This window comes from Caulobacter sp. FW305-C-30-S16 (assembly GCF_058783025.1).
In genome coordinates this window covers 667363-692484 of sequence record NZ_JBYSYH010000001.1, presented here as the reverse complement: position 1 = coordinate 692484, position 25122 = coordinate 667363, and the positions used below count along the sequence as shown (strand labels likewise).

At 68.3% G+C, this 25122-nt stretch carries 26 protein-coding genes; 19 read left to right on the top strand and 7 right to left on the bottom strand.

Annotated features, from left to right (window positions below; translation table 11 throughout):
* Position 1 precedes the first annotated feature (1 nt).
* The gene (locus tag AC3WJT_RS03350; RefSeq protein WP_492341644.1) at positions 2–2098 is read left to right on the top strand and encodes a prolyl oligopeptidase family serine peptidase; all 2097 of its coding nucleotides are present in this window, start codon (positions 2–4) and stop codon (positions 2096–2098) included.
* 141 nt (positions 2099–2239) lie between these two features.
* On the opposite strand, the gene AC3WJT_RS03345 is transcribed toward AC3WJT_RS03350, so the two are convergent.
* Positions 2240–2797 (bottom strand): PadR family transcriptional regulator, encoded by a 558-nt coding sequence (locus AC3WJT_RS03345; protein ID WP_492341643.1) that lies wholly within the window; start codon positions 2795–2797, stop codon positions 2240–2242.
* A 155-nt stretch (positions 2798–2952) separates the two neighbouring features.
* A complete protein-coding gene (locus tag AC3WJT_RS03340) occupies positions 2953–3846 on the bottom strand; it encodes a hydrogen peroxide-inducible genes activator (RefSeq protein WP_492341642.1) in 894 nt (297 codons plus the stop codon).
* Positions 3847–3989: 143 nt separating this feature from the next.
* On the opposite strand from AC3WJT_RS03340, the gene katG reads away from it, so the two are divergent.
* From katG to ahpD, 3 genes are all read left to right on the top strand, one after another.
* Positions 3990–6161, top strand: coding sequence for a catalase/peroxidase HPI (gene katG / locus AC3WJT_RS03335; protein WP_492341641.1), 2172 nt, complete (start codon positions 3990–3992; stop codon positions 6159–6161).
* A 192-nt stretch (positions 6162–6353) separates the two neighbouring features.
* The gene (locus tag AC3WJT_RS03330) at positions 6354–6914 is read left to right on the top strand and encodes a peroxiredoxin (protein WP_492341640.1); all 561 of its coding nucleotides are present in this window, start codon (positions 6354–6356) and stop codon (positions 6912–6914) included.
* A gap of 125 nt (positions 6915–7039) precedes the next feature.
* Positions 7040–7573, top strand: coding sequence for an alkylhydroperoxidase, AhpD family (ahpD, locus tag AC3WJT_RS03325; protein WP_492341639.1), 534 nt, complete (start codon positions 7040–7042; stop codon positions 7571–7573).
* A gap of 25 nt (positions 7574–7598) precedes the next feature.
* On the opposite strand, the gene AC3WJT_RS03320 is transcribed toward ahpD, so the two are convergent.
* Positions 7599–8450 carry a glutamate racemase gene (locus tag AC3WJT_RS03320; protein WP_492341638.1) on the bottom strand — a complete coding sequence of 284 codons (852 nt, stop codon included), beginning with the start codon at positions 8448–8450 and terminating at the stop codon, positions 7599–7601.
* 123 nt (positions 8451–8573) lie between these two features.
* On the opposite strand from AC3WJT_RS03320, the gene AC3WJT_RS03315 reads away from it, so the two are divergent.
* The 5 genes from AC3WJT_RS03315 (at position 8574) to AC3WJT_RS03295 (ending at position 14353) form a co-directional block, all read left to right on the top strand.
* Complete coding sequence (locus AC3WJT_RS03315) at positions 8574–10700, top strand: M3 family metallopeptidase (protein ID WP_492341637.1); 2127 nt, start codon at positions 8574–8576, stop codon at positions 10698–10700.
* 234 nt (positions 10701–10934) lie between these two features.
* Positions 10935–12458 carry a signal recognition particle protein gene (ffh, locus tag AC3WJT_RS03310; protein ID WP_492341636.1) on the top strand — a complete coding sequence of 508 codons (1524 nt, stop codon included), beginning with the start codon at positions 10935–10937 and terminating at the stop codon, positions 12456–12458.
* A gap of 24 nt (positions 12459–12482) precedes the next feature.
* Positions 12483–13010, top strand: a complete 528-nt coding sequence (rpsP, locus tag AC3WJT_RS03305) for a 30S ribosomal protein S16 (RefSeq protein WP_492341635.1) — start codon at positions 12483–12485, stop codon at positions 13008–13010.
* 5 nt (positions 13011–13015) lie between these two features.
* Positions 13016–13537: a ribosome maturation factor RimM gene (gene rimM / locus AC3WJT_RS03300; protein ID WP_492341634.1), complete on the top strand. Its 522-nt coding sequence runs from the start codon at positions 13016–13018 to the stop codon at positions 13535–13537.
* 246 nt (positions 13538–13783) lie between these two features.
* On the top strand, positions 13784–14353 hold the full coding sequence (locus tag AC3WJT_RS03295) for a S41 family peptidase (RefSeq protein WP_492341633.1): 570 nt from the start codon (positions 13784–13786) through the stop codon (positions 14351–14353).
* Positions 14354–14388: 35 nt separating this feature from the next.
* On the opposite strand, the gene AC3WJT_RS03290 is transcribed toward AC3WJT_RS03295, so the two are convergent.
* Positions 14389–15240, bottom strand: a complete 852-nt coding sequence (locus tag AC3WJT_RS03290; RefSeq protein ID WP_492341632.1) for an acyl-CoA thioesterase — start codon at positions 15238–15240, stop codon at positions 14389–14391.
* 95 nt (positions 15241–15335) lie between these two features.
* On the opposite strand from AC3WJT_RS03290, the gene AC3WJT_RS03285 reads away from it, so the two are divergent.
* The 4 genes from AC3WJT_RS03285 (at position 15336) to AC3WJT_RS03270 (ending at position 17525) form a co-directional block, all read left to right on the top strand.
* Positions 15336–15737: a hypothetical protein gene (locus AC3WJT_RS03285; protein WP_492341631.1), complete on the top strand. Its 402-nt coding sequence runs from the start codon at positions 15336–15338 to the stop codon at positions 15735–15737.
* A 49-nt stretch (positions 15738–15786) separates the two neighbouring features.
* The gene (gene trmD, locus AC3WJT_RS03280) at positions 15787–16497 is read left to right on the top strand and encodes a tRNA (guanosine(37)-N1)-methyltransferase TrmD (RefSeq protein ID WP_492341630.1); all 711 of its coding nucleotides are present in this window, start codon (positions 15787–15789) and stop codon (positions 16495–16497) included.
* A gap of 26 nt (positions 16498–16523) precedes the next feature.
* Positions 16524–16919, top strand: coding sequence for a 50S ribosomal protein L19 (rplS, locus tag AC3WJT_RS03275; RefSeq protein WP_492341629.1), 396 nt, complete (start codon positions 16524–16526; stop codon positions 16917–16919).
* Between the two features lie 225 nt (positions 16920–17144).
* Entirely contained in the window at positions 17145–17525 is a 381-nt protein-coding gene (locus AC3WJT_RS03270) for a limonene-1,2-epoxide hydrolase family protein (protein WP_492341628.1), read from the top strand.
* A gap of 90 nt (positions 17526–17615) precedes the next feature.
* On the opposite strand, the gene AC3WJT_RS03265 is transcribed toward AC3WJT_RS03270, so the two are convergent.
* From AC3WJT_RS03265 to AC3WJT_RS03255, 3 genes are all read right to left on the bottom strand, one after another.
* Positions 17616–18407 carry an enoyl-CoA hydratase/isomerase family protein gene (locus tag AC3WJT_RS03265; RefSeq protein WP_492341627.1) on the bottom strand — a complete coding sequence of 264 codons (792 nt, stop codon included), beginning with the start codon at positions 18405–18407 and terminating at the stop codon, positions 17616–17618.
* Positions 18408–18527: 120 nt separating this feature from the next.
* Entirely contained in the window at positions 18528–20342 is a 1815-nt protein-coding gene (locus tag AC3WJT_RS03260; protein WP_492341626.1) for a DUF885 domain-containing protein, read from the bottom strand.
* Between the two features lie 55 nt (positions 20343–20397).
* A complete protein-coding gene (locus AC3WJT_RS03255) occupies positions 20398–20805 on the bottom strand; it encodes a GFA family protein (RefSeq protein ID WP_492341625.1) in 408 nt (135 codons plus the stop codon).
* Positions 20806–20875: 70 nt separating this feature from the next.
* On the opposite strand from AC3WJT_RS03255, the gene leuC reads away from it, so the two are divergent.
* Genes leuC through AC3WJT_RS03225 form a run of 6 tightly spaced genes read left to right on the top strand, consistent with a single transcriptional unit; the run spans position 20876 to position 25121 of the window.
* Positions 20876–22300 (top strand): 3-isopropylmalate dehydratase large subunit, encoded by a 1425-nt coding sequence (gene leuC / locus AC3WJT_RS03250; RefSeq protein ID WP_492342366.1) that lies wholly within the window; start codon positions 20876–20878, stop codon positions 22298–22300.
* A complete protein-coding gene (locus tag AC3WJT_RS03245) occupies positions 22297–23142 on the top strand; it encodes a VOC family protein (RefSeq protein ID WP_492341624.1) in 846 nt (281 codons plus the stop codon). Before leuC ends, AC3WJT_RS03245 begins: the two co-directional genes overlap by 4 nt.
* Positions 23139–24089, top strand: coding sequence for a hypothetical protein (locus AC3WJT_RS03240; protein ID WP_492341623.1), 951 nt, complete (start codon positions 23139–23141; stop codon positions 24087–24089). Before AC3WJT_RS03245 ends, AC3WJT_RS03240 begins: the two co-directional genes overlap by 4 nt.
* Positions 24086–24217, top strand: a complete 132-nt coding sequence (locus tag AC3WJT_RS03235) for a hypothetical protein (protein ID WP_492341622.1) — start codon at positions 24086–24088, stop codon at positions 24215–24217. The genes AC3WJT_RS03240 and AC3WJT_RS03235 overlap by 4 nt, the downstream gene beginning before the upstream one ends.
* Positions 24214–24825, top strand: a complete 612-nt coding sequence (gene leuD / locus AC3WJT_RS03230; RefSeq protein ID WP_492341621.1) for a 3-isopropylmalate dehydratase small subunit — start codon at positions 24214–24216, stop codon at positions 24823–24825. The genes AC3WJT_RS03235 and leuD overlap by 4 nt, the downstream gene beginning before the upstream one ends.
* Positions 24822–25121 (top strand): putative quinol monooxygenase, encoded by a 300-nt coding sequence (locus AC3WJT_RS03225; protein WP_492341620.1) that lies wholly within the window; start codon positions 24822–24824, stop codon positions 25119–25121. Before leuD ends, AC3WJT_RS03225 begins: the two co-directional genes overlap by 4 nt.
* Position 25122: the final 1 nt, after the last annotated feature.

The following is a 25122-nucleotide window of genomic DNA, read 5'->3' as shown; positions in this document are numbered from 1 at the left end:
TATGCGCACCCTCCTGATGGCCCTGACCATGACCGCCGCCGCCCTGACCGCCTCGCTCGCCACCGCCCAGACCGTTCAGGACCCGCTCGCCTGGCTGGACGAGATCGAGGGGGATCGCGCCCTCGCCTGGGCCCGGGCCGAGAACGCCCGCTCGCTGCCGGTGCTGCAGTCCGACCCGCGCTATGCCGGCCTGCACAAGTCGGCGCTGGACATCGTCACCGCGAAGGACCGGATCCCCGGCGTCGGCTTCAGCGGCGACGGGACGCTCGGAAATTTCTGGCAGGATACCGATCATGTGCGCGGACTGTGGCGGCGCACGACGCTGGACAGCTTCCGCACGGCCGAGCCGGTCTGGGAGACTGTGCTGGACTTCGACGCCCTGGCGAAGGCCGAGAGCAGGAACTGGGTCTACAAGGGCGCGACCTGTCTGGCGCCCGCAGACCGCTACTGCCTGGTCCAGCTGTCCGACGGCGGCAAGGACGCGGTGACCCTGCGCGAGTTCGACACGGTCACGAAGACCTTCGTCGAGGGCGGTTTCGTCGCGCCGGACGGCAAGCAGAATGTCAGCTGGCTGGACAAGGACACCGTGCTGATCGCCCGCGACTGGGGCCCCGGCACGATGACCAAGTCGAGCTATCCCTTCGTGCTGAAGGTCTGGCGACGCGGCACGCCGCTGAGCGCGGCCACCGAACTCTATCGCGGCACGGTCGACGACGTGTCGGTCTCGCCCGTCGTCCTGCGCGACGCGGACGGCGTGGTGCAGGCGGTGATGGTCGCCCGCAGCCCGAGTTTCTTCGAAACCGAGTACTTCCTGCTGACCGACCAGGGTCCGATCAGGATGCCCTTCCCGACGCGCAGCTCGCTGCAGGGCCTGCTGAACGGCAAGCTGGTGTTCAGCCTAGACGAGGATTGGGCCGCGCAGGACCTGAAGCAGGGCGACCTGGCGTCCATAGATCTGGCGGCGCTGACGGCTGATCCGGCGAAGGCGCGCGCCACACTGATCCTGCGCCCGACCGCCGCGCAGTCGATTGAAGGCGTCAACATCAGCCGCAATCGCCTGATCGTCGGCCTGATCGAGAACGTCACCGGCAAGGCGCTGGTGTTCACGCCGGGCGCCAAGGGCTGGACCAGCGCGCCGCTGGACCTGCCGACCAACGTGACCATCGGTGTCGGATCGACCTCAGAGAAGGACGACCGGGTGTTCTTCACGGTCACCGGCTATCTGACCCCCAGCACCCTGTGGCTGGCCGACGCCGCCACGGGCAAGCTCGAGAAGCTCAAGTCCGCGCCGCCCAAATTCGACGCCTCGACCCATGTGGTCGAGCAGCTCTGGGCGACCTCGAAGGACGGCACGAAGGTGCCCTACTTCATCGTGCGGCCGAAGGGCCTGAAGTTCGACGGCTCGGCCCCGACCCTGCTCTACGCCTATGGCGGCTTCCAGCAGTCGATGAAGCCCGGCTATTCGGCGACCGTCGGCAAGCTGTGGCTCGAGAACGGCGGCGTCTATGTCGTGGCCAACATCCGCGGCGGCGGCGAGTTCGGTCCCGCCTGGCACGAGGCCGGGCTGAAGGCCAATCGCCAGCGGGTCTATGACGACTTCTTCGCGGTGTCCGAGGACCTGATCGCGCGCAAGATCACCTCGCCTCGGCGGCTGGGCATCATGGGCGGCTCCAACGGCGGCCTGCTGATGGGCGTGGCCCTGACCCAGCGGCCCGAGCTGTACAACGCCATCGTCATCCAGGTGCCGCTGTTCGACATGCTGGGCTACACCAAGCTCGGCGCCGGCGCGTCCTGGGTCGGCGAGTACGGCGATCCGGCGATCCCAGAGGAGCGCGCCTGGATCGCGGCCTACGACCCCTACAGCAACCTGAAGGCCGGCAAGCCCTATCCGCAGGTGTTTATCGAGACCTCGACCAAGGATGACCGGGTTCACCCGGCGCATGCCCGCAGGGCGGGGGAGCGGCTGGGCGCGCTGGGCTACGGCTATCTCTACTACGAGAACATCGACGGCGGTCACTCGGCAGCCGCCAACCTCGGCGAGACGGCCACGCGGCTGGCGCTGGAGTACACCTATCTGATGCAGCGGCTGATGGATTAGGGACTTTCCTCTCCCGTTTTGGAGAGGGGGTCATCCGTAGGATGGTGGTGAGGGAAACGCCGGTGGCGGCCAGCGCTTACGCTTCCCACTCAGTCACCGCTCCGCGGCGACAGCTCTCCCAACAGGGAGAGCGAAGCCACACTACGCCCGCTCCACCGCCGCCGCCGCCGCGTCCAGCGCGTCGCAAATGGACTCGATCTGCGCCTTGCTGAGCGCCCCGCCGGTGGTCTTCAGCTTGAGCGCCGTGCGCAGGTTTTCCCGCGCCCGAAGGATCTGGGGCGAGAAGGCGGTGCTGGCGGCGGCCGCCTCGGCCATGCGCTGGAACAGCGAGACCGTCTGGCCCTCGTTGGCGCGCAGATGCGCCTCGCCCTCGGGCGTGATGGTGTAGAGCTTGCGCCCGCCGGCCGCGTCGGCCGCGGTGACGAAGCCCATTTCCTCGAGCCAGGTCAGGGTCGGGTAGACCACGCCCGGGCTGGGCGAATAGGCCCCGCCGGCCTGCTCCTCGACGGCCTTGATCAGTTCGTAGCCGTGGCGGGGCTGGTCGGCGATCATCCGCAGGATGACCAGCTTGAGATCCCCATGGTCGAAAAACCGCCCGAAGCGGCCGCCGCGTCCCATGTGACGCCCGTGATGTCCGCCGAAGCCGTGCCGGCCGAAGCGCTCGTGTTTGTGGTGGTGAAAGCCAAAGTGGCGATGCATATCTGATCCTTTCTAGATATATCGGCATATTAGATATATCGGATTGGAGCGATGTCAAGTTCGATATATCGAATTGTATCGAAAGGGACCGACGAACGGAGGCTCCGGAGACAGGACGGGGTGCTCCGCAGAACACCAGATCCAGTCCCCTCGCCTCACACCCCCCGCAACACCTCCGCCAGCATCCGGCCCTCGTTGGCGCGGCTGGAGCCGGCGCGCCAGGCGACGACGATCTCGCGGCTGGGGTGGTCGGCCTGGAGCGGGCGGGTGGTGACGCCGACGTGCTCGGTCAGGCCGGCGTTGACCGCCATGGCCGGCAGGAAGGAGACGCCGAGGCCCGAGCCGACCATCTGCACGAGGGTGGGCAGGGAGGTGGCGGCGAAGGTCTCCTCGTCGGTCGATTTCGGCGGCTCCAGTCCGCAGGCGGCCAGGGCGTGGTCGCGCAGGCAGTGGCCGTCCTCGAGCAGAATCATGTCGCGCGGCGACAGGTCCTCCGGGTTCACCCGGTTCTGTTTGAGGATCGGGTGGCCGTCCGGCGCGGCGGCCAGCAGTTCGTCGTCCTCGACATGCGCCCAGGCCAGGCCGGTCATGTCGTAGGGCAGCGCGATCAGGGCTGCGTCGAGCGCCCCGGCCTTGAGCGAGGCGATCAGCCGGTGGGTCAGGTCCTCGCGCAGAAACAGCCGCAGCTTGGGGAACTTGTCGCGGATCACCGGCAGGGCGCGCGGCAGCAGGAAGGGCGCGACCGTGGGAATGACCCCCAGCCGGAACCGGCCGGACAGCGGCTGGCCGGCGCCTTGGGCCGCCTGGACCAGATCGTCGGTCTGTTCGAGGATCACCCGGGCGCGGCGCACCGCCTCTTCGCCGGCGGCTGTGAGGATCACGCCGGAACGGGCGCGGTCGACCACCGGCGCGCCGAGGATCTTCTCCAGCTCGGCGATACCGGCCGAGAGGGTCGGCTGGGTGACGTGGGCCGCCTCGGCCGCCCGGCTGAACGAGCCATGGTCCGAGAGGAGCTTGAGGTACTGGAGCTGGCGCAGGGTCGGGAGCATGAGGCAATCATAGCCCCACTCAATCCATCCCGCAAAAACAATTGATTGGCTTTATGGGCACCGAGGGCGGAACGTCGGTCTCGACACGGGGTCGGCAAGACGCGCTTCCCGACCGCCATCCGCGAAACCAGACTCGAGACGGGATGCCCACAATGGACACCATCAACCCTGCCGCCGGCAAATGCCCGGTGATGCATGGCGGCAATACGACCGCTCAGGCCGCGACCGCTGACTGGTGGCCGAACGCCCTGAACCTGGACATCCTCGACCAGCACGACACCCGCACCAATCCGCTCGGCGAGGCCTTCAACTACCGCAACGCGCTCGCCCAGCTCGACGTCGCGGCCCTGAAGCGTGACGTGCACGCCCTCATGACAGACAGCCAGGCCTGGTGGCCGGCGGACTGGGGTCACTATGGCGGCCTGATGATCCGCCTCGCCTGGCACGCGGCGGGCTCGTACCGGCTCGCGGATGGACGCGGCGGCGGCGGAACCGGCAACCAGCGGTTCGCGCCGCTGAACTCCTGGCCGGACAATGCGAACCTCGACAAGGCGCGGCGCCTGCTGTGGCCGATCAAGAAGAAGTACGGCAACCGGATCAGCTGGGCTGACCTGATCATCCTCTCCGGCACGATCGCTTATGAGTCGATGGGTCTGAAGACCTTCGGCTTCGGCTTCGGCCGCGAGGACATCTGGCGCCCGGAGAAGGACATCTACTGGGGCGCCGAGAAGGAATGGCTCGGCGCGGATCGCTATCAGGGCGATGAGCGGGACAGCCTGGAGAACCCGCTCGCGGCGGTCCAGATGGGCCTCATCTACGTCAACCCCGAGGGCGTCGGCGGCCTGCCCGACCCGCTGCGCACAGCCCAGGACGTCCGCGTGACCTTCGCCAGAATGGCCATGGACGACGAGGAAACCGTCGCCCTGACCGCCGGCGGACACACGGTCGGCAAGGCGCACGGCAACGGCGACGCCGGCCTGCTGGGGCCGGCCCCCGAAGGCGGTCCGGTCGAGGATCAGGGTCTCGGCTGGCTCAACAAGACCGGTCGCGGCATTGGTCGCGACACGGTCACCAGCGGCCTCGAAGGCGCGTGGACCACCCACCCGACCCGCTGGGACAACGGCTACTTCCACCTGCTGTTCAAGTACGACTGGGCGCTGAAGAAGAGCCCCGCCGGCGCCTGGCAGTGGGAGCCGGTCGACCTGGCGGACGAGGACCGGCCGGTCGATGTCGAGGACCCCTCGATCCGCCGCAAACTGATCATGACAGACGCCGACATGGCGATGATCAAGGACCCCGTCTATCGGGCGATCTCGGAGCGCTTCCGCGACGACCAGGCCTATTTCTCGGAGGTCTTCGCCCGCGCCTGGTTCAAGCTGACCCACCGCGACATGGGTCCGAAGGCGCGCTACGTCGGGCCGGATGTGCCGGCGGAAGACCTGATCTGGCAGGACCCGGTTCCGGCCGGCGCGACCGGCTATGACGTGGGCGCGGTCAAGGCGCGCATCGCCGCCAGCGGCCTTTCGATCAGCGACATGGTCATCACCGCCTGGGACAGCGCCCGCACCTTCCGCGGGTCCGACATGCGCGGCGGCGCCAACGGCGCCCGGATCCGCCTTGCGCCCCAGAAGGACTGGGAAGGCAACGAGCCGGCACGCCTCGCCCGGGTGCTGTCGGTGCTCGAGCCGATCGCGGCGCAATCGGGCGCGAGCCTCGCCGACGTCATCGTGCTGGCCGGCAATATCGGCGTCGAGCAGGCGGCCCGCGCCGCCGGCTTCGACATCAGCGTGCCCTTTGCCCCCGGGCGCGGCGATGCGACGGACGCGATGACGGACGCCGACTCCTTCTCTGTCCTGGAGCCGCTCGCGGACGGGTTCCGCAACTGGCTGAAGGCGGACTACGCCGTCAGCGCCGAGGAACTGCTGCTCGACCGGGCCCAGCTCATGGGTCTGACCGCGCCCCAGATGACCGTGCTGGTCGGCGGCCTGCGCGTTCTGGGCGCCAACCACGGCGGCGCGAAGTCCGGCGTGTTCACCGACCGCGAGGGCGTGCTGACCAACGACTTCTTCGTCAACCTGACCGACATGGCCTTTACCTGGCGGCCGGTCGCCGAAAACCTGTACGAGGTCCGCGACCGGGCGACGGGCGCCGTGAAGTGGACAGCGTCGCGGGTGGATCTGGTCTTCGGGTCGAACTCGGTCCTGCGGGCCTATGCCGAACTCTATGCCCAGGACGACAGCCGCGAGCGGTTCGTCCACGACTTCGTCGCCGCCTGGACGACGGTGATGAACGCGGACCGCTTCGACCTGATCTGATCGCAAGGAACGGTCTCCACGGTGGCGTCATCATGGAGACCCGCATCGGGTGACAATGATTTTCCCTATCGACCCGGCAAGAACAATCAATTGGCCCTATGGGGCCGAGCCGCCTATCTACCCCCTCACAGCCGGACGACACCCCGCCTCCCCGCGGCGTCCGGTCCTCATTCGATCCAGGAGACTCTCAGTATGCTCGGCGTTGGTCACAAGCTTCCGGAATTCAAGATCGTCGGCGTGAAGCCCGGCTTCATGCGGCACGAGGAGAACGGCGAGAGCGCGTTCGAGACCCTGACCAACGACAGCTTCGCCGGTCAGTGGAAGGTCATCTTCTTCTATCCGAAGGACTTCACCTTCGTCTGCCCGACCGAGATCGCCGAGTTCGCCCGCCTGAACAAGGAATTCGCCGACCGTGACACGGTCGTGCTGGGCGGTTCGACCGACAACGAGCACAGCAAGCTCGGCTGGCGTCGTGAACACGCCGATCTGCACAACCTGCCGATCTGGAGCTTCGCCGACAACAGCGGCAAGTTCGCCCGCGCCCTGGGCGTGCTCGACGAGGAAGAGGGCGTCGCCCAGCGCGCCACCTTCGTGGTCGACCCGCACGGCGTCGTGCAGCACGTCTATGTCACCAACCTGAACGTGGGCCGCGCGCCCGCCGACACCCTGCGCGTGCTCGACGCGCTGCAGACCGACGAGCTGTGCCCCTGCAACCGCTCGGTCGGCGGCGACACCCTCGACCTGGCCGCCTAAAGGCCAGCTCCGAACACGCGGCCCCTGCCCCCCAGGGCCGCGTCGACCGGGAGCCCCGCGCGCGCTCAGCCCCTCCGGCTGGCGCGGGGCTCCCGGCTTCTCTTTCCAGACACACGAGAAACGCCATGTCCCTCGACGCCCTGCGTGAGGCGCTGCCCGCCTACGCCAAGGATCTGAGCCTCAACCTGTCCTCGCTGGCCGGCGAGACGCTGCTGACCGACCAGCAGAAGTGGGGCGCGTTCGTCGCCTCTGCGCACGCTGTCGGCACGCCCGCCGTGGTGCGCAACATCGAGGCCGCCGCCCGCGCGGCCGGCCTCTCCGAGGAAGCGCTCACCGCCGCCAAGGGCGCTGCGGCGATCATGGGCATGAACAACGTCTACTACCGCGCGCTGCACCTGATGAAGAACCGGGAGTACGCGACCCTGCCCGCGCGCCTGCGGATGAACCTGTTGGCCAACCCGGGCGTCGAGAAGGTCGATTTCGAGCTCTGGTCGACGGCCGTCTCGGCAGTCAACGGCTGCGGCATGTGCCTGGACGCCCACGAGGCCGAACTGAAGAAGCACGGCATGCCCAACACCGCCATCCAGGCGGCGCTGCGCATCGCGGCCGTGGTCAATGCGGTCAGCCGCGTGATCGCGGGGGAAGCGGCGGCGGCCTAGGGTCGGACGCCGGGGATAGCGTTCTTCAGGCCGCCTCGAGCACCAGCGGCGCGCCCCAGAAGGCGGCGACGAGGCCGTTCTGGGGACCCGGGGTTCCGGTCGTCAGAAAGCGACGCTGCCCGGTTCCGCCGGCGACGTATTCCGGGTGCCGCTCCATGTAGCGGCCCAGCGCCTCGGCCGTGGCGTCCGGCTGGTGGATCAGCGGCGTGCCGGGCGGCAGGGCGTCGCGAAACAGGTCGGCGACGATCTCATAATGGGTGCAACCCAGCACCGCCCGATCAGGATGACGGCCGATGCGGCGACGCAGGGCGTCGACATGCCCGGCGATCTCCTTGGCCAGGGTCTCGCGGTCGGCGTTCTCCTCGATCATCCGGGCGAGGTTCGGACAGGGTTCGGAGAACACCGCCAGGTCCTGCTTGCGCTTGTCGATCTCGATCTCGAACACCCGACTGCCGGCGGTGCCCGGCGTGGAGAAGACGCCGAGGATATCGACCTTGGTCACCTGCTCGCCGCGCCGGTCGGCCTCGTGCTCCCAGGGCAGGCCGGTGGCCGCCTCGATGGTCGGAACGATGATGCCGAGCACGTTCAGCTGACGCCCGGTCTCGCGACGATAGCCCGGCAGCCAGGTCTGCTGCAGACGCCGCAGGGCGATGGCCGAGGCGGTGTTGCAGGCCAGCACGACCAGGCTGGCGCCCGCCTCGAACAGGCGAATGCAGCCGGCCTTCGTAAGATCGACGATCTCCTCGCCGGGCCGGCCGCCATAGGGCGCGTTGGCCTGGTCTGCGAGATAGACGAAGTCGGCGGACGGGAACCGCTCGACGAGCGCACGGTGGACGGACAGGCCGCCCACGCCGGAATCGAAGACGCCAATGGACATGAATTCGCCTTTAGCGCCCTGCCTGCGAGGCGTCCATGCGCCGCATTACAGGCCGTTCATGTGACGTGCAGGTCAAAAGGGGGATAGGGTCCCGGCAAACCGACCTCCCGGGAGAACCCTGCAGTGCATCGTCGAACCTTTCTCGCCACATCCGCGGCCGCCGCGGCCCTGACCACGGTCGCCGGTCGCGCCGTCGCCGCGACGTCGGCCAACCCCACGGTCCAGCCCTGGACCGGGCCCTATGGCGGCGTGCCCGCCTTCGACAAGGTCAAGGTCAGCGACTTCCTGCCGGGCGCGCAGGAGGCGATGGACAGGAACCTGGCCGAGATCGACGCCATCGCCGCCAATCCTGCGCCGGCGACGTTCGAGAACACCATCGCGGCGATGGAAGACTCCGGCCGTATGCTCAGCGACTACTACACCTTCTACGGCATCTGGGGCGGCAACCTCAGCACGCCGGAATTCCAGGCGGTCGAGTCCGAGCTCGACCCGCGCTTCGCCGCCTTCGGCGACAAGATCACCCAGAACGAGAAGCTCTTCGCCCGCATCGAGGCGGTCTACACCTCGCCCGACAAGGCGAAGCTGACGCCCGAGCAGCAGCGGCTGACTTGGACCTACTACACCAATTTCGTCCGCTCCGGCGCCAAGCTGGACGCTGCGGCCAAGGCCCGCGTGGCGGCCATCAACGAGGAACTGGCCGGGCACTACACGAAGTTCAGCCAGAACCTGCTGGCCGACGAAGGAACCTACATCGAACTGTCGGATGCCGATCTCGTCGGCCTGCCCGACGGGCTGAAGGCCAACGCCGCCTCGAGCGCCGCCCAGCGCAAGCTGGCCGGCAAGTTCATCATCGTGAACACCCGCTCCAGCGTGGACCCCTACCTGACCTATTCGCCCGTGCGCGGCACGCGTGAGAAGGTCTGGAAGGCCTTCGTCAACCGCGGCGACAACGGCGGCGCGACCGACAACAACGCCATCATCAGCAAGATCCTGAAGCTGCGGGTGGAGCGGGCCAATCTGCTGGGCTTCAAGACCCACGCCCACTGGCGTCTCGAGAACGCCATGGCCAAGAACCCCGAGAACGCCATGGCCCTGATGGAGGCCGTCTGGCCTGCAGCCATCGCACAGGTCGCCAACGACGTGGCCGAGATGCAGGCGATCGTCGACGCCGAGAAGGGCGGCTTCCAGATCCAGCCCTGGGACTACCGCTTCTATGCGGAGAAGGTCCGCAAGGCGAAGTACGACCTCGATATGAACGAGGTGAAGCCCTACCTGCAACTGGAGAAGCTGCGCGAAGGCATGTTCTGGGCCGCCGGCCAGCTCTACGGCTTCACCTTCAAGCAGGTCGACGGCCTGCCGGTCTATCACGAGGACATTCGCGTCTGGGAAGTCACCCGCGGCGGCCAGTTGGTCGGCCTCTGGTACTTCGATCCCTACGCCCGCGAGGGCAAGCGGTCGGGCGCCTGGATGAACGCCTACCGGAACCAGGAGCGGTTCCGGAAGGACGTGAAGACCATCGTCAGCAACAACTCCAACTTCATCAAGGGCGCGCCGGGCGAGCCCGTGCTGATCAGCTGGGATGACGCCGAGACCCTGTTCCACGAGTTCGGCCACGCCCTGCACGGCCTGAATTCGAATGTCTCTTATCCGGGCGTCTCGGGCACGAACGTGGCCCGCGACTATGTCGAGTTCCCCAGCCAGCTCAACGAGCGCTGGCTGTCGACGCCGCAGGTGCTCAACCAGTTCGCCCTGCACTACCAGACCGGCAAGCCGATCCCGCAGGCGCTGGTCGACAAGATCGAGAAGGCCAGCAAGTTCGGTCAGGGCTTCGGCACGACCGAGTACCTCGCCAGCGCCCTGATCGACATGAAGCTGCACCTGGCCGGCAACGTGGACATCGATCCGGACGCGTTCGAGCGCGAGGAGCTGGGCAAGCTGAAGATGCCGCCGCAGATCGTGATGCGTCACCGCACCCCGCAGTTCGGCCACGTCTTCTCCGGCGACGGCTATTCGGCCGGCTACTACAGCTATCTGTGGTCGGACACCCTGACCGCCGACTGCGCCGAGGCGTTCAAGGAAGCCCCCGGCGGCTTCTACGACAAGGTGGTCGCCAAGCGGCTGCACGACGAGATCATGTCGCGCGGCAACAGCACCGACCCGGCCGATCAGTTCCGCGCCTTCCGGGGCCGGGATCCGAAGATCGGCGCGCTGATGCGCGACCGCGGCTTCCCGGTTCCGCCGGGCGCCTGACCCCGCTGCGGGGACATGGGCCTGCGTCCATGTCCCCGTCAGACTTGATTTCGCGGCCCTTTACCCTCATAAGGCCCGCCTTCCGGCGCAGATGCAGTTCAGCGCCCTCCACCGCCACGACCCCCAACCGGACTTCAGGATGGGACGAGGGCGGCGAGGCCCCCCGTCGACGTGATCGTCCACGGGGGCGAATTGCGTTTGGGCTTTCGACCTGGGTTAGCGGTTCAGAACGGCATGTTCGACGGCCTTACAGAACGACTTGGCAGCGTCTTCGACCGGCTCTCCGGTCGCGGCGTTCTGGGTGAAAAGGATATCGACGAGGCGTTGCGCGAGGTTCGCGTCGCCCTGCTCGAGGCCGACGTCGCCCTGCCGGTGGTCAAGGACTTCATCAGCAAGGCCCGCGAGGACGCGCTCGGCGAGGCGGTGATCCGCTCGATCCGGCCGGCCGACCAGGTGGTCAAGATCGTCTATGACGGTCTGGTCGAGATGCTCGGCGGCGAACAGCCCGTCGGCCTGCAACTGGCGCTGAACCCGCCGTCGGTGATCCTGATGGCCGGCCTGCAGGGCTCGGGCAAGACGACCACCTCGGCCAAGCTGGCGCTGCGCCTGACCAAGATGGAGCGCCAGAAGGTCCTGATGGCCTCGCTGGACACGCGCCGTCCCGCCGCCATGGAGCAGCTGGCGCTGCTGGGGACGCAGGTCGGGGTCGACACCCTGCCGATCGTCGCCGGCCAGTCGGCGACCGACATCGCGAAGCGCGCGATGCAGGCGGCGAAGCTCAGCGGCTATGACGTCCTGATCCTCGACACCGCCGGCCGCACCACGCTGGACGAGCAGATGATGGCCGAGGCGGCGCAGATCGCGCAGATCGCCTCGCCGACCGAGACCCTGCTGGTCGCCGACAGCCTGACCGGCCAGGACGCCGTACGCACTGCCAAGGCGTTCCACGAACGCCTGCCGCTGACCGGCCTGATCCTGACCCGCGCCGACGGCGACGGACGCGGCGGCGCGGCCCTGTCGATGCGGGCCGTCACCGGCCTGCCGATCAAGTTCCTCGGCGCCGGCGAAAAGGTCGACGCCCTCGAGGTCTTCGACGCCCGCCGCGTGGCCGGCCGCATCCTGGGTCAGGGCGACATCGTCGCGCTGGTCGAAAAGGCCGCGACCGAGCTCGACCACGCCAAGGCCGAGGCCACCGCCCGCAAGCTGGCCAAGGGTCAGTTCGACCTGGAGATGATGTCCGACCAGCTGGCCCAGATGGAACGCATGGGCGGCCTGCAGGGCGTGATGGGCATGCTGCCCGGCGTCGGCAAGATGAAGCAGCAGATCGCGGACGCGGGCATGGACGACAAGATGATCCGCCGCCAGCGCGCGATCATCGGCTCGATGACCAGGACCGAGCGCAAGAAGCCCGACATCCTGGCCGCCTCGCGCAAGCGCCGCATCGCGGCCGGCGCCGGGGTGGACGTCGCCGAGGTCAACCGCCTGCTGAAGCAGCACCGGCAGATGGCCGACGCGATGAAAATGATGACCCGCAACGGCGGCGCCGGCATGGCCCGCATGGCCCAGATGCTCGGCATCGGCGGCGGCGGCGACCGGCTGAAGAGCCTCGGCGGCGGCAAGATGGCCGAGCCCGATCCCGAACAGCTGCGCCAGCAGCTCGAGAAACTCCAGGGCGGCCTCGGCGGCGCTGGTTCCGGCCTTCCGGGCCTCGGCGGCGGCCCCACCCTGCCCCCCGGTTTCAACCCCTTCAAGAAATAAGATCAGACCAGAGGACTACCGAAAATGCTGAAGATCCGTCTCGCCCGTGGCGGCGCCAAGAAGCGCCCCTACTACTCGATCGTCGTCGCCGACAGCCACTCGCCCCGCGACGGCCGCTTCATCGAGAAGGTCGGCACCTACAACCCGCTTCTGCCGAAGGACGGCCCGACCCCGCGCGTCACGCTGAAGCTCGAGTCGATCCAGGCCTGGATCGCCAAGGGCGCCCAGCCGACCGACCGCGTCGCGCGCTTCCTCGCCGCCGAAGGCATCGGCCAGTGGGCCCACGGCAACAACCCGACCAAGGGCAAGCCGGGCAAGAAGGCCGATGAGCGCGCCGCTGAACGCGCCCAGCGTGAAGCCGACCGCGCCGCCGCCGCCGCCGAGCTGGCCGCCAATCCGCCGGCCCCGGAACCCGAGCCCGAAGTCGAAGCGCCGGCCGCCGAGGAAGCCGCTCCGGTGGAAGCCGCTGCTGAAGAAGCCGCCCCGGAAGCTGCTGCTGAAGAAGCTCCGGCTGCTGAAGAAGCCGCTGCCGAAGAAAAGGCCGAAGGCTAACCTGCATGGCGGCCGACCGCATGATCGCTGTCGGCCGTGTCGCGGGCGCTTTCGGCGTCCGGGGCGAGGTGCGGATCACCGCCTTCACCGAAGAGCCCCTGGCGCTGGCCCGCTTCCGCGAGCTGAAGCGCCAGGACGGCTCGCCCGGACTGACCGTGTTGTCGGCCCGGGACGCCAAGGGCGGCATCGTCTGCCGCTGCCAGGGCGTCGAGACCAAGGAGCAGGCCGATGCGCTGCGCGGCCTGCGCCTGTTCATCCCGCGCGAGGCCCTGCCCGCGCCGGAGGACGATGAATTCTACCTGGCCGACCTGATCGGCCTGTCGGTTATCAACGCGGAGGGCGAGACCCTCGGCGCGATCAAGTCGGTGCAGGACTTCGGCGCCGGCGACATTCTCGAAATCACCCCGGCCGCCGGCGGCCCGACCTGGTACCTCGCCTTCACCCGCGAGACCGTCCCGACGGTCGACATCGCCGCCGGCAGGGTGGTCGTGGTGATCCCCACCGAGGTCGTGGCGGATGAGGCCTAGGGATGGGGACATGTACCGAAGGTACGTGTCCCCCAAATCCAACCGCCGCTGAATCTCGATTAGGGGACACGTACCTTCGGTATATGTCCCCTCCGGCCGGATGAAGAATAGGTCATGACCTGCCTTTAACTGGCATGGCCGGCGAAGAGACGTGACCTTCGCCAACATGAAGCTCAGACAACAACGGTCGCCCAGTGGCGTTCAGGAAGCCCGGCCTAGCGTGTTCCCAACGAGAGGAGACGCGCCGTGAGAAACCCCGAACACCTGGACTTCGCCGCCACAGGCGTGATGAGCGCGCCGTCGGTCGTCGTGCTCTCGGCGCCGCCCATGCCGTCCCTGGCCCCGGCGTTTCCCGGCCTGCCGACGCTCGACGCGGGAGACGCCGTCCGGCGGCTACCGGGCGACATCGGCTACCTGAATCCGAAGACCCTGTGCGCGTCCGGACTCATCGAGGCGCTGGTGGATCTGATGGAGTGCAAGGCGCTGATCCTCGACCTGAGGACCCACGACGGCGGCGCGCCGGACGCCCTGCTGCTCGGGCACCTGTCCCGGCGCCCCATTCCCATGGCCAACATCCGGCGCGGTCCCGACGGCGGCGTCCTGACCCGCTGGTCGGGCCGGGCGACGCCTGCGCTGGACGGCCCCCTGTATGCCGAAAACCCGGTGTTCGTTCTCACCGCCCGGGACACGCCGCTGGCGGCCCAGGCGCTGGCCTATGATCTGCGGATGGCCGGACGGGCCGTGATCCTCAGCGACCAGGACGCGTTCCTGCTGGCCTACCGCCGCGCGCTGTCCGCGAGCCGGCGGCTGGTGTGACGGGGACATGTACCAAAGGTACGTGTCCCCTGCCGCTAGACCTTCACCCGCATAAGGCATTCCTGCGCGACCGAGGCCGCCAGCACGCCGTCCTGGGTGTACATCTCGCCCCGGATGAAGCCGCGTCCCTGCGAGGTCGACGGGCAGTCCTGGTCGAACAGGTGCCACTCGTTGAAGTTGGTCGGACGGTGGAACCACATGGCGTGGTCGAGGCTCGCCGACTGCATCCCCCGGGTGCGCCAGGTCAGGCCATGGACCCGCAGGGCGGTCTCCATGAAGGCCATGTCCGAGGCATAGGCGAGCGCCGCCTGCTGCAGCTTGATCGAGTCACCGATCGGGGCCTTGGCCCGCAGCCAGACCTGCTTGCGCGGCGGCTTTGGCACCGGCTTGAACATGTTCTGGGGATCGGGCCAGCGCACCTCGACCGGGCGGCGCTTCATGTGCTCGATCATCGCCGCGGGCATGTCCTTGTTGTCGGCCAGGGCCTGTTCCATCTCGGTCGAGACCGACTCCGGCGACGGATGGGCCGGCATGGTCGACTGGTAGTCGAGCCCCTCCTCGGCCACCTGGAACGAGGCGGCGAGGTTGAAGATCTGCTTGCCGTTCTGGATCGCGATCACGCGGCGTGTGGTGAAGGTGCCGCCGTCGCGCGAACGATCGACCTCGTAGATCACCGGAATGGAGACGTCGCCGGGACGGATGAAATAGGCATGCAGGCTGTGGCAGACCCGGTCCTCGACCGTCTCGTAGGCGGCCATCAGCGCCTGGGCGATGACCAGCCCGCCGAAAATCCGCGGGAAGCCGTCATTGGGCGACACGCCGCGGAACAGGTTCATCTCGAGGCGTTCGAGCGCCAGGGTCTCGATCAGGTTTTCAGTCTCTTGCATAACGATCGAATAGGCCCGGCGGAGAATGCGGGCAAGTCGCCTTGCCCGCGCCACATCCGGCAAGGCAGTCTGCCGCGCCTGTCGGAGACCGCCCTGTGCTGCTGATCCTCGCCGCCGCCTCGTCCGTGACGCTGGCCACGCCGCTCCCGCCGGCGGCCGGCCTCGCCTACGCCGAAGCCTATGAACGCGCCGAGCGGTACGAGCGGACCGACAACGGGGCCATGCAGTACCGCGCCGGCGTTCTGTACCCGTGGCTGGGGCCGAACATCCCGCGGATACTCGATACCTGCGCGCCGCGGCCCAAGCCCGCCGATCTGCCGGTGTTCACGCTGGTGCTGAGCTACCGGGACGGCAGGTTCGACGCCCTGCAGTCCAGCAGTGACCATCCGGTAGCGCAGTGCATCGTCAAGCAGATGTCGACCCTGGCCTGGCCCGCGCCGCCCTTCCCCGACTTCGCTGAGCAGATGCATTTCGACCTGAGGGACAAGGCGGAGTAGGTCGGCCCGCCGGTAGGCAATCGGGCCTCCACCGGCTAAGACGCCGCCCATGCCGTTCACCGCAACCGTCCTGACCATGTTCCCGGAGGCCTTTCCCGGGCCGCTCGGCGTGTCGCTGATCGGCACGGCGTGGCGCGAGCAGGACCTGTGGCGCCTTGAAACAGTGGACATTCGGACCTTTTCCAAGGATAAGCGCGGCTTCCTCGACGACACCCCCGCGGGTGGCGGTCCTGGACAGGTGATGAAGGCGGACGTGATCGCGGCGGCTCTCGACAGTGTCGACGTCGCGGGACGGCCGCTTTTGTACATGAGCGCCCGGGGTCGGCCCCTGACCCAGGCGCGGGTGAAACAGTGGGCCGCGACGCCGGGGATCATCGTCCTCTGCGGCCGGTTCGAAGGGGTGGACCAGCGGGTGCTCGACGCCCGGGGGTTCGAGGAGGTCTCCGTCGGAGACGCGGTTCTCGCCGGTGGCGAGGCGGCGGCGATGGTGGCGATCGAGGCGTGCGTTCGTCTGGTTCCGGGAGTGCTCGGTCAGGCGGCCTCACTGAGTGAAGAAAGCTTCGAGGACGGTCTCCTCGAGCATCCGCAGTACACTCGGCCGCGGACGTTCGAAGGGCTCGACATTCCCGAGGTGCTGCTGGGCGGCGACCACAAGAAGGTCGCGGCGTGGCGGCAGGAGATGCGTGAGACGACGACCCGCGAGCAACGGCCCGATCTCTGGGACCGCCACCTCGCCAACCGACAACCAAAGGGCGTTTAAGCCCAACGAAAATGAAGGACTGACCGATGGCCGCGAACATCATCAAGGAACTGGAGAAGGCCGAGAGCGAACGCCTCGCCGCCCTCCGCACCACCCCCGATTTCCAGCCGGGCGACACCGTCCGGGTGAACGTGAAGATCAAGGAAGGCGAGCGCGAGCGCGTCCAGGCCTACGAAGGCGTCTGCATCGCCCGTCAGGGCGCCGGCCTCCACGAGAGCTTCACCGTCCGCAAGATCAGCTTCGGCGAAGGCGTTGAGCGGGTGTTCCCGATCATGTCGCCGATGATCGAAAGCATCGAAGTGAAGCGTCGCGGCGTCGTCCGTCGCGCCAAGCTCTATTACCTGCGCGATCGTCGCGGCAAGTCGGCCCGCATCGCCGAGCGCCAGACCGCCCGCAAGGAAGCCGGCGCCGCCGAGGAGTAGGACTCCTCCGGTCTCTGCTGAGTTGATTGAGCCCCGGACCCGAAAGGTCCGGGGCTTTTTCGTTCCGGGGACATGTACCGCAGGTACGCATCCCCGGAACCAGCCGCTCGATTGGGGGACACGTACCTGCGGTACATGCCCCCTTCGCCCCCCGGATTACCCGCCAGGTAATTGCGGCGATGACCCCCGGTGCTGATCCTGCGCGACATCACACCGGAGCGCCCCATGACCCGATCCCCCGTCGAGACCGTTCGCCAGTTTCTGAAAGCCATGGAGGCGCTGGACTATGACGCGGGGCTCAAGCTCGTGGCAGACGACTGCGCCTACACCAACCCGCCGCCGCTCGGCACGGTGCACGGCCCGGCCGGCATCCGGGCTGTGCTCGAGCCCTTCTTCGCGCCAACGCTGGAGAACGACTTCCAGATCCTGCGCGAGGCTTCGGACGGACCGGTGGTCTTCCTCGAGCGGCTCGACCGTCACCGCCTCGCCGACAAGTGGGTCGAGCTGCCGGTGACCGGCGTGTTCGAGGTGCGGGACGGCAAGATCACCTACTGGCGCGACTATTTCGACGCGCAGACGATCCTGTCGCAATGGCCGGCGGGGTGAGGCGGCGCGGGGACATGTACCGCAGGTACATGTCCCCTAAACCAGCCGCTCGATTGGGGGACACGTACCTTCGGTACATGTCCCCGATCGCTACCGCCCCCTGAACACCGGCTCGCGCTTTTCCAGGAAGCTCGCCACGCCTTCCTTGTGGTCCTCGGTCTTCATCAGGGCGCGGATGGTTTCGATGGCCCAGCCGCCGAGGTCGCGCGGATCGCCGTAGGTCCCGCGGCGCAGGCCCTCCTTCATGTAGCGCAGGGCCAGCGGCGGGTTGACCGCGATACGGGCGGCCAGCGCCCGGGCCTTCGGCAGCAGCTCGGCGTGCGGCGTCACCTCGCTGACCAGACCGATGCGCAGCGCCTCCTGGGCGGTGATGACATCTCCGGTGAACAGCAGCTCGGCGGCCTTCGCCGGGCCGACGATCGACGGCAGGCGATAGAAGCCGCCCACGTCGCAGACCAGGCCGCGCTTGATGAACATCTCGCTGAACTTCGCCTGCTCCGAGGCGATGCGGATGTCGGCGTAGAGCGCCAGCTCCATGCCCCAGCCGATGGCCGCGCCGTTTACCGCGGCGATCAGCGGCTTGTCGCATTCCAGCGCCGCCATGGCCGCCGGGGTGGGCTTGTGGCGCACGACGGGGGTGGTGTCGGCCGACACGGCCTTCGGCCCGGCCATGATCTCCCGCACATCGTCGCCGGAACAGAAGGCCGGATCCGCGCCGGTGATGATCACACAGCGCGCCTCGGTGTCGGTCACCGCCCGGCGCAGGTACTGCTCGAGCTTCGCGTAGGCGTCCCAGTTCAGCGCATTGCGCTGCGCCGGCCGGTTGAGGGTGATGGTCGCGATGTTGTCGGCGACCTCGTAAGTGACGGTCTCGTCGGTCATGCGCGTCTCCCGTCGCGCTCGGAGGGCGCGTTCGATGAGATGATGCGGCGGGCGTGAAGGGGCTTCAATGGCGCCCTTAGGTCAATCCTCCCCGCGACGCGGGGAGGATTTACAACGGGATCAGCCCTGCGCGGAGATCCACGCCTCCACCTGCAGCTCCAGCACGTCCAGCGGAAGGGCGCCGTCGCGCAGGACCGCGTCGTGGAAGGCGCGGATGTCGAACTTCGCCCCCAACGCCGCCTTTGCCTTCGCCCGCAACGCCATGATCCGCAGTTCGCCGATCTTGTAGCTGGTCGCCTGGCCCGGATTGCAGAGGTAGCGCTCGACCTCCTTCACGATGTCGCGCTCGCTGAGCAGGGTGTTCTCGCGGAAGAAGACGATGGCCTGTTCTCGGGTCCACTTCTTGTGGTGCAGGCCCGTGTCGGTCACCAGCCGCACCGCCCGCCAGGCCTCGGTCGAGAGCCGGCCGAAGTCGGAATAGGGGTCCTGGTAGAAGCCCATCTCCTTGCCCAGCCGCTCGGCGTAGAGGCCCCAGCCCTCGGAGTAGGCGCCATAGCCGCCGAACTTGCGGAACTTCGGCAGGCCCTCGGTCTCCATGGCCAGGGCGATCTGGAAGTGATGGCCCGGCGCGCCCTCGTGGTAGCTGATGCCCTCGATCTGGGATTTCAGCACCTGGGTCATGTCCGACAGGTTCACATAGTAGATGCCCGGCCGTTTCCCGTCCGGCGAGGGCCGGTTGTAGAAGGCGATCGAGGCGGTCGCCTCGCGCCAGGCCTCCACCGCCCGAACCTCCAGCGCCGCCTTGGGCAGGCGCAGGAACCAGGACGGCCCGGCCTTCATGGCCTGGTCGACGAAGGCCGTGGCGTCCTTCAGATAGGCCGCCTTGCCTTCCGGCGTGTTCGGATACTGGAATTTCGGATTGGTCTTCAGCTCGGCGAAGAAGGCCTGCAGCGAGCCGGTGAAGCCGACCTTGGCCATGATTTCGCGCATCTCGCCCTGGATGCGGGCCAGTTCGTCCAGGCCGATCTGGTGCACCTCGTCGGCGGTCAGGCTGGTGGTGGTCGAGACCTTGAGGCGGTTGGCGTAGTAGGCGCCGCCGTCCGGCAGGGCCCAGGCGCCGTTGCTGGTCGTCGCCGCCTTCGCGATCTCCGCCTGGGTCGCCAGGAACTGCTCATAGCCTTCGCGGAACGGGCCCCTCAGCGCCATGGCGCAGTCCGCGATCAGGACATCCTTCTCGACCAGGTCGGTCTTCAGGGCCATGACCTTGAACTTGAAGTCGGAGAGGATCGCGCTGTCAGGACCATCGTCGAACGGCGCTCCGGTGATCACCTTGCGCGTATCGGCCTCGACCGGCGGGAAGGTGAATGCGGGAGCGACAATACCGGCGGCCTGACGCGCCTTCAGGGCTGCACTGACCTCGGCCATCACCCGCTTCACCTCCCGAAGGCGGGCGATATACGCCTCCGCGTCCGCGAGGGTGTCGATCCGGTGCTGGTTGATCATGAACACCGGGATCGACCCGGCCGGGCTGCCGTTGACGCTGGCGATGTAGCCGTGGAGCCGCCAGCGGTAGCTCTCGCGCTGCTGCGTCACCTGGCGGGCGAACAGGGTGAAGGACAGCCGGGCGGCCGGACTGAGGGATTCGGGCCGGAAGCGCGACGTCATCTGCGCAAGCTGACGCTCGGCCAAGGCCAGCCGCTTCTGGGCGGCGGCGTCGGTGTAGTCGTCGAGCTTGTCGTAGTCGGCCTTGAGGCCCAGGCCCGTCAACGTCTGGGGGCTGAGCGCCGCCGCCTCGTCGAACGCCGCGTCGAGGAAGGTCAGCAGCTGCTGATCCTGCGGCTCGGGCGACAGGGCGAGCGCCGACCGCGCGCTTCCGAGCGCCACGGCCCCCGGCAGGGCGAGCGCCAGGGCGCTGACAAAGGTTCTGCGTTTCACGACGGCGACTCCCTTAAACTGGACGTCTGCAGAACCGCATGAAACGGCGTGGCTGTCACGCGGGCGGCGGGAATTCCTCATGGCGGGGCAGGCCGTCGTCGAGCGTCAGCCAGCCGACCATTCGCCCCGCGAACATATGGGCCGTGGGCGGCAGCGCGTCCGGATCGTCGAGGCTGCCCAACGTCACCGACAGGCGGTCCGGCAGGGTCCGGCGCTGTGCGAAGACGGTCGCGCCGCAGATCGGGCAGAAGCGCCGGGTGATCTCGCTGGACGAGGCATAGTGGCTCACCTCGCCCGTGACGCTGACAGCGTTCGACGGGAAGACGGCGCGGGCGAAGAAGGGCTGGCCGGTGACCTTCTTGCAGCTGTCGCAATGGCAGATCATCACGTTCAGCGGCTCCGCCGTGACCGTGTAGCGAAGCTGGCCGCAATGGCAGCCGCCGGTGAGGGACTGTGTGCTCATGGGCAAGATCATGCCCACGGAAAGGCTGCCGGACTAGACGAAAGGGCAGGCCTCGCCCTACATGCCGCCCATGGCTGGCAAGACGCTCTACGACAAGATCTGGGACGCTCACCTGGTGGCGGAGGACGCCGGCGAGGCGATCCTCTACATCGACCTGCACCTGATCCACGAAGTGACCACGCCGCAGGCCTTCGCCGGGCTGCGCGCCGAGGGTCGCAAGGTGCGCCGCCCCGACCGTACGCTGGCGGTGGCCGACCACAACGTGCCGACCGAGGGTCAGGCGCTGGGCGTCGGCGCGGTGGCCGACGAGGAGGCCCGGCTGCAGCTGCAGACCCTGGCCCGCAACGTCGCCGACAACGGTATCGAGTTCTTCCCGATGGGCGACATCCGCAACGGCATCGTCCATGTGGTCGGGCCCGAGCAGGGCCGCACCCAGCCGGGCATGACCATCGTCTGCGGCGACAGCCACACCTCGACCCACGGCGCCTTCGGAGCCCTCGCCCAGGGCATCGGCACCAGCGAGGTCGAGCACGTCCTGGCCAGCCAGACCCTGCGCCAGCAGAAGTCCAGGAACATGCGGGTGACGGTGAACGGCAAGCTGGGCGCCGGCGTCACCGCCAAGGACATGGCCCTGGCCATCATCGGCGTCATCGGCACCGCCGGCGGCACGGGTCACGTGATCGAGTTCGCCGGCGAGGCCGTACGGGATCTTTCGATGGAGGGCCGTATGACCCTCTGCAACCTGACCATCGAGGGCGGCGCCCGCGCCGGCCTCGTGGCCCCGGACGAGACGACGTTCGACTATCTGATGGGCAAGCCCTCCGCGCCCAGGGGCGCCGCCTGGGAGATGGCGGTCTCTTACTGGAAGACGCTGTTCACCGATCCCGACGCTTTGTTCGACCGCGAGGTGGTGCTGGACGGACCGTCGATCGCCCCGACCGTGACCTGGGGCACCAGCCCCGAGGACGTCGTGCCGATCACCGGCAATGTGCCCGATCCTTCGACCTACGACACCCCGGACAAGAAGGCCGCCGTGGAGCGGGCGCTCGACTACATGGGCCTGACCGCCGGCCAGCCGATCACCGAGGCCCGCATCGACCGGGTGTTCATCGGCAGCTGCACCAACAGCCGGATCGAGGATCTGCGCGCCGCCGCCGCCGTGGCCCAGCAGGCCTTCCTCGAGGGCCGTCTGGTCGCCGACCATGTGAAGGCCATGGTCGTGCCGGGTTCCGGTCTGGTGAAGGAACAGGCCGAGGAAGAGGGCCTGGACGCGATCTTCAAGGCCGTCGGCTTTGACTGGCGCGAGCCGGGCTGCTCGATGTGCCTGGGCATGAACCCCGACCGCCTGGCGCCGGGCGAGCGCTGCGCCTCGACCAGCAACCGCAATTTCGAGGGCCGTCAGGGCCGTGGCGGGCGCACCCATCTGATGAGCCCGGCCATGGCCGCGGCGGCGGCCATCGCGGGCCATATCGTGGATGTGAGGGACTTCCTGTGACCATCAACGCCCTCGACCACATCGCCATGGTCGTCAACGACCTGGACGCCGCCGAGGCCGGCTACAGCCGCCTGTTCGGACGCACGCCCAACTGGCGCGGCACGATGCACGGGGCCAGCCATGTCTGGTTCCAGCTGGGCAACACGGCGCTGGACGTCATCGCCCCCACGGGCGACGGCCCGGTCGGGGACGGCATCCGCGCCCGGATCGCCAGCCACGGCGAAGGGCTGTGGGCGCTGTCGCTGAGCACCCCGGACCTGGCGGCGGAGCGCAAGCGCCTCGACCGGCTGGGCATCCCGACCTACGAGCGGGCCGAGGTCTCGACCAACCCCGAGACCGGCGCGACCCGCAGCTGGGCGACGGCCGCCCTGCGCACGAAATCGACGCACGGCGCGAACCTGATCCTCGTCGAGAACCGGCCCGACGCCACGCCATGGCCTGAAGCGGAGGCCGGGGACGCGCCGGTCACCGGCCTGGACCACGTGGTCGTCAATACGCCCGACCCCGAGCGCGCGGCGGCCCTCTATGGCGCCCGGCTCGGCCTCGACATGAAGCTCGATCGCTCGAACCCCGACTGGGGCACGCGGCTGATGTTCTTCCGCCTCGGCGACCTGGTCGTCGAGGTGGCCCACAGCCTCAAGGCCGGCGTGTCGGACGGTCCGGACGCGCCCTGGGGCCTGTCCTGGCGCGTGGCCGATGTCGCCGCCGCCCAGGCCCGGCTCAAGGCGGCAGGGGCCGATGTGTCGGAGGTCCGGGCCGGGCGCAAGCCGGGTACGTCGGTGTTCACGGTGCGCGACGCGCCGGGCGGCGTGCCCACCCTGGTGATCGGGCCGGCGGGATGAAGTCCGCGCCCGCGCTGACTGTCCTGGCGGCCGCCCTGGTCCTGCTGGGCGGAACGGTGGCGCGCGCGGCGCCGGCCATGTCGGCGCCCCCGGCGATCGAGGCGCTGGACCTGCCGGACCGGTTCGTCCTGGCGGTGACTGTCAAACGCAGCGGAACCCAGACCCAGCCGGCCGGTACGCGCACCTGGACCCTGGACCAGACCTATCGCGCCGACGCCACGGCGACCGGCGACGGATACCGGGTTCAGATGACCAGCCTGGACACCCAATCCACCGGAGAGCCGCCGGTCGAGGCCGCCGCGATGCTGCTGGCCGGCCAGATCGCCTGGCGAACGGAAGGCTCCCTGTCGCCGACAGCCATCGAGAACTGGCCCGGTGTGGCCGAGGGCATTCGCAAAACGGTCCGCGAGACGACCACGCTGAACATGCCTGCGCAGACGCGCACGCTGCTGGGCAATGCGATGACCTCGCTGTCCGCCGAAACGGCCGCGATCAGCTTCCTGCTGCCGCAAACCTATCTGAGCTATCCGCAGGGCTATGTGCTCAAGCCGGGCAAGACGCTGACCTACCGGGGCGAGGTGGGCAATCCGCTCGGCGGCGACCTGATCACATCGGTGAACACCATCCTGCTCGAGCGCGAGCGCACGCCGGCCGGTCGATCGGTGGTGATCTGGAAGCAGACCGTCGATCCGGAAGCGGCCCGCGCGGTGATCAGGTCCACCATGGCGCTGGTCACCTCCCGAAATGGCAGGGCCATGTCCCAGGCGGCGCTGGAGCGTTTCACCTTCGAACGGGTCGACAGCTGCCGCTACGAGATCGACCTCGCCACCGGCCTGACGGCCACGGCGGACTGCGAGATCAGGGTCGATGTCGACGCCGGCGATGGCGTGAACTTCAACCGCATGATCCAGAGGATGGTCATGACACAGGAGATTGTGGCCCGATGAGACGGACGATCGCCCGGCTGCTGACGACAGGCCTCGACGTCCGGTCCGAATGCGAGATCCGGCTGGCCGCCGGCGGCGTCAACCGCGTAGACCGCAACGTCCTCACCCAGACCCTGGTGACCCCATGAAGCCCTTCACCCGCCTCGATGGCCGCGCCGCGCCGCTGACCCTGGCCAACATCGACACCGACCAGATCATCCCCAAGCAGTTCCTCAAGACGGTGGATCGCGAAGGCCTCGCGAAGGGGCTGTTCTACGATTTCCGCTTCGACGAGCAGGGCCAGCCGAAGAGCGGCTTCGTGCTCAACGACCCGGCCTACAAGGGCGCGCAGATCCTCATCGCCGGCGACAATTTCGGCTGTGGCAGTTCGCGGGAGCACGCCCCCTGGGCGCTGCAGGACTTCGGCATCCAGTGCGTGATCTCGACCAGCTTCGCCGACATCTTCCGTGGCAACTGCCTGAACAACGGCCTGCTGACGGTCGAGCTGAAGCCCGACGAGGTGCAGGCGCTGATGGAGGAGGCCAAGGGCGGCAACCACCTGTTCACGGTCGACCTGGAGACCCAGACGGTCACCGCCCCCTCGGGCGCGAAATTCACCTTCGAGATCGACAAGGATCGCAAGCACAAGCTCCTCAAGGGACTCGACGCGATCGGCGAGACGCTGCAGCACGGCGTCTCCATCGACGTGTTCGAGGCGAAGGCGGCGCTCAGCCGGCCGTGGCTGGAACGCGCATGATCCTGGTCATCGGCACGGTCCGGCTGCCGCCGGAGAACATCGCCATCGCGCGCCCCGCGATGGAGACCATGATGGCCGCCAGCCGGGCCGAGGACGGCTGCCTGGAGTACGCCTATTCGCAGGACCTGCTGGAGCCGGGCCTGATCCGGGTGACCGAGGTCTGGCGTGACCGCGACGCGCTGAAGGCGCACTTCCAGACCGCTCATATGGCCGCCTGGCGCGCCGTATTCCCCGACCTTCACATCACCGACCGCGACCTGTCTCTCTACGAGGCCGGTGCGCCCGAACCCATCTAGA